This is a genomic window from Streptomyces sp. rh34 (genome assembly GCF_002551245.1).
GTDB lineage: Bacteria > Actinomycetota > Actinomycetes > Streptomycetales > Streptomycetaceae > Streptomyces.
This window is the reverse complement of record NZ_NTGZ01000274.1, coordinates 1-9605: the sequence shown is the minus strand read 5'-3', so window position 1 is coordinate 9605 and position 9605 is coordinate 1. Positions and strand designations below refer to the sequence as shown.

The 9605-nt window shown below is 71.3% G+C and carries 10 protein-coding genes; 7 read left to right on the top strand and 3 right to left on the bottom strand.

All coding sequences use genetic code 11. The features are described 5' to 3' along the window. Positions 1-489: peptide deformylase (gene def / locus CR470_RS31980; protein ID WP_097870966.1), on the bottom strand; the 489-nt coding region annotated here is incomplete at its 3' end. A 114-nt stretch (positions 490-603) separates the two neighbouring features. On the opposite strand from def, the gene CR470_RS31975 reads away from it, so the two are divergent. The 7 genes from CR470_RS31975 (at position 604) to CR470_RS31950 (ending at position 7107) form a co-directional block, all read left to right on the top strand. Beyond that, positions 604-1842 (top strand): MurT ligase domain-containing protein, encoded by a 1239-nt coding sequence (locus CR470_RS31975; RefSeq protein WP_032792844.1) that lies wholly within the window; start codon positions 604-606, stop codon positions 1840-1842. Between the two features lie 34 nt (positions 1843-1876). After that, the gene (locus CR470_RS31970; RefSeq protein ID WP_097870965.1) at positions 1877-2605 is read left to right on the top strand and encodes a type 1 glutamine amidotransferase; all 729 of its coding nucleotides are present in this window, start codon (positions 1877-1879) and stop codon (positions 2603-2605) included. Positions 2606-2780: 175 nt separating this feature from the next. Further along, on the top strand, positions 2781-3806 hold the full coding sequence (locus tag CR470_RS31965; protein WP_003970624.1) for a 6-phosphofructokinase: 1026 nt from the start codon (positions 2781-2783) through the stop codon (positions 3804-3806). Between the two features lie 122 nt (positions 3807-3928). Next, on the top strand, positions 3929-4879 hold the full coding sequence (locus tag CR470_RS31960; protein ID WP_097870964.1) for a cytochrome c oxidase assembly protein: 951 nt from the start codon (positions 3929-3931) through the stop codon (positions 4877-4879). Positions 4880-4945: 66 nt separating this feature from the next. Continuing rightward, positions 4946-5104, top strand: a complete 159-nt coding sequence (locus CR470_RS39860; protein WP_003970622.1) for a hypothetical protein — start codon at positions 4946-4948, stop codon at positions 5102-5104. 169 nt (positions 5105-5273) lie between these two features. Then, a complete protein-coding gene (locus CR470_RS31955; RefSeq protein ID WP_097870963.1) occupies positions 5274-5990 on the top strand; it encodes a lysophospholipid acyltransferase family protein in 717 nt (238 codons plus the stop codon). A 64-nt stretch (positions 5991-6054) separates the two neighbouring features. Further along, on the top strand, positions 6055-7107 hold the full coding sequence (locus tag CR470_RS31950) for an NAD-dependent epimerase/dehydratase family protein (RefSeq protein WP_257138984.1): 1053 nt from the start codon (positions 6055-6057) through the stop codon (positions 7105-7107). Between the two features lie 31 nt (positions 7108-7138). Here CR470_RS31950 and CR470_RS31945 read toward each other — a convergent pair whose 3' ends face one another. Then, positions 7139-8707, bottom strand: a complete 1569-nt coding sequence (locus tag CR470_RS31945) for an alpha/beta hydrolase (RefSeq protein WP_097870961.1) — start codon at positions 8705-8707, stop codon at positions 7139-7141. Positions 8708-8876: 169 nt separating this feature from the next. Then, on the bottom strand, positions 8877-9605 hold a 729-nt coding region (locus CR470_RS31940), incomplete at its 5' end, for an urease accessory protein UreD (protein ID WP_107489519.1).

The following is a 9605-nucleotide window of genomic DNA, read 5'->3' as shown; positions in this document are numbered from 1 at the left end:
AGATGTGTATAAGAGACAGGTGTAGACCGTGCCCTCCAAGTGGTCGCACTCGTGCTGGAGGCACCGGGCGAACCATCCGGTCCCTGCGATCCGGACCGGCTCGCCGGTCATCGTCAGCCCCTCGACGACCGCGTGGTCGAAGCGTTCCGTGCCCGCTTCCAGACCGGGAAGTGACAGACAGCCCTCCGGTCCGCGTACGGTGAGTCCGTCCGCCTCGACCAGTTCGGGATTGACCACGTGTCCCAGATGGCGGACATCGTCGTCGTCCGGGCAGTCGTAGACGAACACCTTGAGCGGGACGCCGACCTGATTGGCGGCGAGCCCGACACCCTGTGCGGCGTACATCGTGGCGAACATGTCCTCGACCAGCCTCGCCAGCGACGGGCCGAAGTCCGTGACGTCCTCGCAGGCGCGGTGGAGCAACGGGTCGCCGAGCAGACTCATCTCACGGACGAGTCCGGAACTGCCGGGGATCGGGCGGTTTCGCATGGCGGCAAGCGTACGTTCCGCCGGGGCCGGGGGGTTCCCGTGGTGCCGCGGTGCGGTCGCCGCGCCGGACATCGATAGGCTGGGCGCGGACCGATGCAAGGAGGATCTAGGACGATGGCAGGCAACACGGAGCCGTTGTCGCCGCGGGCCAAGCTGGCCGTGACGGCGGGCAAGGCCGCGGCGGCGGTGTCACGCGCCGCGGGGCGGGGCAGCGGATCGGTGATCGGCGGCCGGGTGGCGCTCAAACTCGACCCCGACCTGCTGGGGCGGCTGGCGCAGCACCTGGACGTGATCCTCGTGTCGGCGACGAACGGCAAGACGACCACCACGCGGCTGATCGCCGAGGCACTGCGGGCCGCTGGGCCCGTCGTGTCGAACGCGCTCGGCGCGAACATGCCCGCGGGCATCACCTCGGCGCTGGCCGGCGGCTCGGACGCGAAGTTCGGCGTGATCGAGGTCGACGAGAAGTATCTGGCGGGTGTCGCGCGCGACACCACGCCCAAGGCGATCGCCCTGCTCAACCTCTCGCGCGACCAGCTGGACCGCGCGGCGGAGACCCGGATGATGGCCGAGCAGTGGCGCGAGGGCCTCTCCGGTTCGAAGGCCGTGGTCATCGCGAACGCGGACGACCCGCTGGTCGTCTGGGCGGCCTCCTCCTCGCCCAACGTGGTGTGGGTGGCGGCCGGTCAGGCGTGGAAGGACGACGCCTGGTCCTGCCCGTCCTGCGGCGGTGTGATGCAGCGCCCGGGCGACGACTGGTTCTGCGGGCAGTGCGGCTTCCGCCGCCCCGCCCCGAGCTGGGCGCTGAACGGCGACTACGTCCTGGACCCGCACGGTTCGGCGTGGCCGATCCACCTCCAGCTGCCGGGCCGCGCGAACAAGGCGAACGCCACCAGTTCCGCCGCCGTCGCCGCCGTCTTCGGGGTGCCGCCGCAGGTCGCGCTGGAGCGGATGTACCAGGTGCAGGCGGTGGCCGGACGCTACGACGTCGTCACCTTCCAGAACCGTGAGCTGCGTCTGCTGCTGGCGAAGAACCCGGCCGGCTGGCTGGAGACGTTCTCGCTGATCGACCCGCCGCCGACGCCGGTGATCCTCTCGGTGAACGCGCGCGGCGCGGACGGCACGGACACCTCCTGGCTGTGGGACGTGGACTACACGCAGCTGGCGGGTCACCCGATCTTCGTGCTCGGCGACCGGAAGCTGGACCTCGCGGTCCGCCTCGAAGTGGCCGGTCTCGACTTCCGGGTCTGCGAGACGCTCGACGAGGCCGTGCAGTACGCGCCGCCCGGCCGCATCGAGGTCATCGCCAACTACACCGCCTTCCAGGATCTGCGCCGTCGTGTCGGCAACTGACCCCGGCCCCGGCCACCTCCGGAGAGGACGAAGCATGAGCAACAACGGTCTGCGTCTGGTCTGGGTCTACCCCGACCTGCTCAGCACCTACGGCGACCAGGGCAACGCCCTGGTCGTGGAGCGGCGTGCCCGGCAGCGCGGCCTGGACGTGCAGCGCGTCGACGTGCGCAGCGACCAGCCGGTGCCGACGTCCGGCGACATCTATCTGATCGGCGGCGGTGAGGACCGGCCGCAGCGCCTCGCGGCCGAGCGGCTGCGCCGCGACGGCGGCCTGAGCCGGGCCGCGTCCAACGGCGCGATCATCTTCTCGGTCTGCGCGGGCTACCAGATCCTCGGGCACGAGTTCGTCAACGACCTCGGCGAGCGCGAGGCCGGACTCGGTCTGCTCGACGTGGTCTCCACCCGCGGCGAGGGCGCGCGGTGCGTCGGCGACGTACTGGCGGACATCGACCCGCACCTCGGGCTGCCGCCGCTGACCGGGTTCGAGAACCACCAGGGCGTCACCCATCTCGGCCCGACGGCTCGGCCGCTGGCCCGGGTGCAGTTCGGCCGGGGCAACGGCACCGGGGACGGCACGGAGGGCGCGTACAACGACACGGTCTTCGGGACGTACATGCACGGCCCCGTGATGGCCCGCAATCCGCAGATCGCCGATCTGCTGCTGAAGCTGGCCCTCGACGTGAACGCGCTGCCGCCCACCGACGACCGCTGGTACGACGCGCTGCGCGCCGAGCGGATCGCCTCGGCGACCCAGCCCGCCTGAGGCTCTTTCCGCTCGCTTGAGCGGTGTCCGTCTGAGGCGTTTTCCGCTCGCCTGAGCGGAGTCCAGCAGGCGGACTGCCGGTTCGGTCCCGCCACCCTGCGCCGGTAGGGTGGCGGGGATCCAACCGGACGACGTGGTCCGGTCGTCGACTTAACGTTGCAAAGGTTTCCGGGCCATGCGCATTGGCGTACTCACCTCCGGCGGCGACTGCCCCGGCCTCAACGCCGTCATCCGTTCCGTCGTGCACCGCGCGGTGGTGGACCACGGCGACGAGGTCATCGGCTTCCACGACGGCTGGAAGGGCCTGCTGGAGTGCGACTACCGCAAGCTCGACCTTGACGCGGTGGGCGGCATCCTGGCCCGCGGCGGCACGATCCTCGGTTCCTCCCGGGTCCAGCCCGCGCATCTGCGCGACGGCGTGGAGCGCGCCCGCGGCCATGTCGCGGACCTGGGCCTGGACGCCATCATCCCGATCGGCGGCGAGGGCACCCTCAAGGCCGCGAACCTCCTCTCCGAGGCCGGTCTCCCGATCGTGGGCGTCCCCAAGACCATCGACAACGACATCGCCTCCACCGACGTCACCTTCGGCTTCGACACCGCCGTCGGCGTCGCCACCGAGGCGCTGGACCGGCTCAAGACCACTGCCGAGTCGCACCAGCGGGTGCTGATCGTCGAGGTCATGGGCCGGCACACCGGCTGGATCGCCCTGCACTCCGGCATGGCCGCCGGCGCCCACGCCATCGTGGTGCCCGAGCGTCCCTTCGACATCGACGAGCTGACCGAGCTGGTCGGCAAGCGCTTCTCGGCGGGCAAGAAGTTCGCCATCGTGGTGGTCGCCGAGGGCGCCAAGCCGCGTGAGGGCTCCATGCAGTTCGAGCAGGGCGTCAAGGACATCTACGGTCACGAGCGGTTCGCCGGGGTGGCCACGCAGCTCTCCGGGGAGCTGGAGCAGCGGCTCGGCAAGGAGGCCCGCCCGGTCATCCTCGGCCACGTCCAGCGCGGCGGCACGCCCACCGCGTACGACCGGGTCCTGGCGACCCGGTTCGGCTGGCACGCGGTGGAGGCGGCGCACCGGGGCGAGTTCGGGATGCTGACCGCGCTGCGCGGCACCGACATCGTGATGGTCCCGCTGGGCGAGGCCGTCGAGACGCTGAAGACGGTCCCCGCCGAGCGGTACGCCGAGGCGGAGTGCGTGCTCTAGAACACCTCGTCAGGACACGTCGTCCAGAACTGCCCCCGGCCGCAACCGCGGCCGGGGGCAGTTCTACTCTGGACCGGACAACCGGCACGAAACGGGGACGTGTCCCCATCGGGAGCGAACAGATGGATCACAGCGGGCACGGCATGAACATGGACCTGCCGCCGTTCACGCTGGGGCGGGGGCTGGAGCTCTCCGTCGACCCGTTCTTCCTGACCGGCTGCTTCCTGGCGCTCGCCCTGTACGGGTACGGCGTGGTGCGGCTGCGGCGGCGCGGGGACGGCTGGCCGGTGAACCGGATCGTGTTCTTCACCGTGGGCGTGCTGAGCATCGCGCTGGTGATGTGCACCAAGCTCAACGACTACGGCATGGTCATGTTCAGCGTGCACATGGTGCAGCACATGGTGATCAGTATGCTGTCGCCGATCCTGCTGCTGCTCGGCGCTCCGGTGACGCTGGCGCTGCGCGCGCTGCCGCCGGCCGGGCGGGGGCGGACCGGGCCGCGCGAACTGCTGCTGAAGCTGCTGCACAGCCGGTACATGAAGATCATCTCGCATCCGGTGTTCACGATCCCGCTGTTCATCGCGAGCCTCTACGCGCTGTACTTCACGCCGATCTTCGACTTCCTGATGGGCTCGAAGCCGGGCCACATCGGCATGATGGTGCACTTCCTCGCGGTCGGCCTGGTCTTCTTCTGGCCGATCATGGGCGTGGACCCGGGCCCGCACCGACCCGGCTATCTGATGCGGATGCTGGAACTGTTCGCCGGGATGCCCTTCCACGCGTTCTTCGGGATCGCGCTGATGATGGCGTCGACGCCGATGGTGGAGACGTACAAGAACCCGCCGGCCTCGCTCGGCATCGACGCTCTGAGCGACCAGAACTGGGCGGGCGGCATCGCGTGGGCGTTCAGCGAGATCCCCTCCGTGCTGGTGCTGATCGCGCTGGTTTTCCAGTGGTACCGCTCCGAGCAGCGCACCGCCCGGCGCACGGACCGGGCTGCGGACCGCGACGGTGACAAGGAGCTGGCGGCGTACAACGCCTATCTCGCGTCTTTGCAGGCGCGCGGACAGTAGCGCGGAGGGCGCGTACGGGGTGACCATGGGGACAACGGCCGCGCGGCCGACGAGGAGCGTGCGCGCATGTCCGGATCGACGAAGACCATGGGATACATGACCGGCGGGGCACTGATCGCGGTGACCGCGTACACGGTGGCGCTGGGAAGCAGTGGCTGGCTCTGGTTCGGCTGGGTGGTGCTGGGGCTGTGCACCCTCGGCATGCTGGCCACACAGGACACCTGACCGTCACGGCGGGTGACCAGGCCTGACGGGCCGGGAGGCGGGTACGAGTCGGGGGACCGGTTCGCCACGGTCGCGTGCTGGTGCCGGGGGCCTGCGCTGCAGGCCCCCGGCACCAGCATGATCCAGAACAGGCCTGAGCCGCCCCGGCAGAGCGAGGTGCACCCGCAAGGTGTTCTATTACATCCTGAAATATGTCGTGCTGGGACCCGTACTGCGGCTGCTGTTCCGGCCCCGGACCGAGGGCCTGGAGAACATTCCTACGGGCGGCGCGGCGATCGTCGCGGGCAACCACCTCTCCTTCTCCGACCATTTCCTGATGCCGGCCATCATCAAGCGCCGCATCACCTTCCTCGCGAAGGCCGAGTACTTCACGGGCCCGGGGATCAAGGGCCGGCTCACCGCGGCCTTCTTCCGCAGCGCGGGCCAGATCCCGGTGGACCGGTCCGGCAAGGACGCCGGGCAGGCGGCCATCCGCGAGGGGCTCGGCGTCCTGGGCAAGGGCGAGCTGCTGGGGATCTATCCGGAGGGCACCCGCTCGCACGACGGCCGGCTCTACAAGGGCAAGGTCGGGGTCGCGGTGATGGCGATCACCGCGCAGGTCCCGGTGGTTCCCTGCGCCATGGTCGGCACCTTCGAGATCCAGCCGCCCGGCCAGGTCGTGCCGAAGATCAAACGGGTCGCGATCCGCTTCGGCGAACCGCTGGACTTCTCCCGCTACGCGGGCATGGAGAACCAGAAGGCCGCGATCCGGGCCGTGACGGACGAGATCATGTACGCGATCCTCGAACTCTCCGGCCAGGAGTACGTGGACGAGTACGCGGCCAAGGTGAAGGCGGCCGAGCAGGAGGCCGCGCCGCCGAGGAAGTTCCCCAAGCTGCGACGCTGAGCGCGAATACGCCACCGGCAGAGCACCCTCGTCCCGGCGGGCCCGCTCCCCTAGCGTCGGGATCATGAGCAGAGGACACGCATGGGTGCTGGGTGCGACGGGCCAGATCGGGCGGGCCGCGGTGCGGGCGCTGGCCGCGGACGGCTGGGAGGTCACCGCGGCCTCGCGCGGCGGCGGCCGGGACGTGGGGTGGGACGCAGGGGTCCGGGCGGTGGCGCTCGACCGGGACGAGGAGGGGGCGCTCGGCCGGGCGCTGGGCGACGGCTGTGACGTGCTGGTCGACATGGTGGCGTTCGACGGCGCGCACGCCCGGCAGTTGACGGGACTGGCCGGCCGGATCGGATCGGCCGTCGTGATCTCCAGCGGGGCGGTGTACGAGGACGACCGGGGCCGCAGCTTCGACACGCAGGCTTCGATCGACGGTTTCCCCCGCTATCCGGTGCCGCTGTCGGAGACCCAGCCCACGGTGGCGCCGGGGGACGCCACGTACGGGACGCGGAAGATCCTGCTGGAGCGGGAGCTGCTGGCGGCGGGCGACGCACTGCCGGTGACGCTGCTGCGCGCGGGCGCGGTCCACGGTCCGTACTGCCGCACCCCGCGCGAGCTGTTCGTGGTGAAGCGGCTGCTCGACGGGCGCCGGCGCCGGGTGTTCGCGTACGGCGGGGAGAGCCGCTTCCATCCGGTCCATGTGTCCAACGCGGCGGAGCTGATCCGGCTGGCCGCCCGACGGCCGGGATCCCGTGTGCTGAACGCGGCGGACCCCGAGGCGCCCACGGTGGCGGAGATCGCGTCGGCGATCGACGACGTGCTCGGGCGGGAGACGGAGACGGTGCTGGTCGACGGCGCTTCCCCGGAGGGACATGTCGGTGTGACACCGTGGAGCGGCGCCCACCCCGTGGTCTACGACATGACGGCCGCCGAGGAGCAGCTCGGGTACCGCCCGGTGACCGGGTACGTGGAGTCGCTGCCGGAAACGGTCGAGTGGCTCGCCGGAGAGCTGGCGGAGCGCGACTGGCGGGAGGCGTTCCCCAAGATGCTGCGCAATTACGGCGCATGGCTCTTCGACTACGCGGCGGAGGACGCCTGGCTGGAGGCGTACGACCGGGGGCGGCGCTGAGCGGCCCCCGGTCGGGCGTCTCCTGGGTGATCTACGGCTTCGGTGCGGCGTGCGGGGCGCACGTCACATCGCGCCGGTCGGTCCTCCCGGTGAGCAGGTAGGTGTCCACCCGCTCGTTGACGCAGGGGTTGACCAGTCCGGTGACGCCGTGGGACCCGGCGTCCTTCTCGGTGATGAGCCGCGAGCCCTTGAACCGCTTGTGCAGCTCGACGGCGCCCTGGTACGGGGTGGCGGCGTCGCGGGTGGACTGCACGATGAGGACCGGCGGCAGGCCCTTGCCGGTCCTGACGTCCAACGGAGTCTGCTGCTTGGCCGGCCAGGTGGCGCAGGGCAGGTTCATCCAGGCGTTGGCCCACGTCATGAACGGGTACTTCTCGTGGAGCCGGGTGTTGTCCCGGTCCCAGGTACGCCAGTCGGTGGGCCACTTGGCGTCGGCGCACTCGACGGCGTTGTAGACCGCGTTGCCGTTCTCGGCGGCGGCGTTGCCCGCGAGGTCGCTCATGTCGGGGGCGGCGGCGTCGACCAGGGCCTGGGTGTCACCGGCCCGGTAGGCGCTCCAGGTCTTGGCGGTGGGGGCCCAGGCGGAGTCGTAGTACGGCGCGCCCTGGAAGAAGCCGATGAGTTCGGCGGGCCCGACGACGCCCCCGATGGGCTTCTTCTTGGCGGCGGCCCGCAGCTCCAGCCAGGCCTTCTCGACCTTCTGCGGGGTGTCGCCGATGCCGTAGACGGAGTCGTGCTTCGCGACCCATGCCTTCCAGTCGTCCCAGCGCGTCTGGAAGGCGATGTCCTGGTTGAGGTTCGCCCGGTACCAGATGTTCTTCCGCGACGGGTCGACCACGCTGTCGACGACCATGCGCCGGACGTGGGTCGGGAAGAGCGTGCCGTAGACGGCGCCCAGGTAGGTGCCGTAGGAGACGCCGAGGAAGTTGAGCTTCTTCTCCCCGAGCGCGGCCCGGATGACGTCCAGGTCGCGTGCCGTGTTGGGCGTCGTCATGTGCGGCAGCATCGCGCCGCTGCGCTCGCCGCACCCCTCGGCGTACTCGCGGGCCAGCTTGCGCTGGGCACGCTTGTCCGCCTCGCTGTCGGGAACCGGGTCGGCCTTGGGGGCCTTGACGAACTCCTGCGGGTCGACACAGGAGATCGGGGCCGAGTGTCCGACGCCGCGCGGGTCGAAGCCGACGAAGTCGTACGCCTTCGCGGTCTTCGTCCAGAGCGGGTTCTTGGCCGTGACCCGGGCGGGGAAGCGCAGTCCCGAACCGCCGGGGCCGCCCGGGTTGTAGAGCAGTGCGCCCTGGCGCTCGCCCTTCGTGCCGGTACTGACGTGCCGGTCGACGGCGAGCTTGATCTTCTTGCCGTTCGGCCTGGCGTAGTCGAGCGGCACGGTCACCCAGCCGCACTGGATGGGGGCGGCGAGGCCCCAGTCCTCCGGGCAGTCCTTCCAGTCGATCCCGGTGTCCGCGGCCCGGTGCGCCGCGACGGCGACCCCGCGTGCCTCCGCGTCGCCCCGGCCGTGATGGCGGCCGTCGGCACTGGCGGCGGGTGCGGCCATGGCCCCCGCTATGAGCGTGCCCGCGACGAGAGCCCCGGCCGAACCGAGCATCGTTGTACGTCTCACGTGGAACCTCCCCCTTCATCCGATCCGCCGCCGGAGGCGGCGTGGTCATCGGTACGTCGCGGGGATCCTTTCGTCAGTGGGGCGCCCGGGGCCAGGGCGTACGCCTGTTTCTTTACCGAACCCATAACCGGTGAAGAAGGTTCGCTGAGCGGACTCAGCCGGTGTGCCCCGTCTTCAGCCCGTCCAGCAGCCCGCGCATCGCGTCGTCCAGGATCCCGCGCAGCAGGCGGGCGTCGGCGGCCACGGCGGTCACCAGGACAGCGGGGCCGGCGAGCGGGGTGAGCGCGGCGGTGGGGCCGAGGAGACGCGCGTGGAGCGGGGCACCCTCGAAGACCGGGTCGGCGAGGAGCAGTTGGCCGACGGCCCGGTGGCCGCCGAGGACGGCGGGGCCGTCCCAGCCGCCGGGGGCGCCGGGCCCGTAGGCCAGTTGCTGGTCCAGGAGCGGGCGGCCCGCCCGGTGGAGGGTGAGCCGGGTGGTGAGCGCACCGGTGGGCTCGCCGTGCCGGCCGAGGATCTGCTCCTCGCGCAGCAGCAGGCGCCCGGTGGGGGCGAGTCGGATCCGGGTGGTCATGCGCAGGTCGCTGCCGCGGGCGGAGACGAGCTGTTCGGGGAGCCAGTGCAGCACGGCCCCCTCCCCCACGCCCAGGTCCACGGTGTACGTGGACGGTCCGGTGTCCGCCCGTGGGCCGGGCAGGGCTACGGTGGCCGCCGCCGAGTCCACGGTGAGGCGCGCCCCGTCCGCGATGTCCGCCTCGATCGCCAGCCGGTCGCCGTTCAGCGGGGCGCTCATCGCGCCGACGACGGTGACCCGGGCGTACGTGGCCCGCGGCGAGCGGGTGCGGCGCAGGGCGAGCGGCCCGTCGCTCTCCAGGACGGGCAGGGC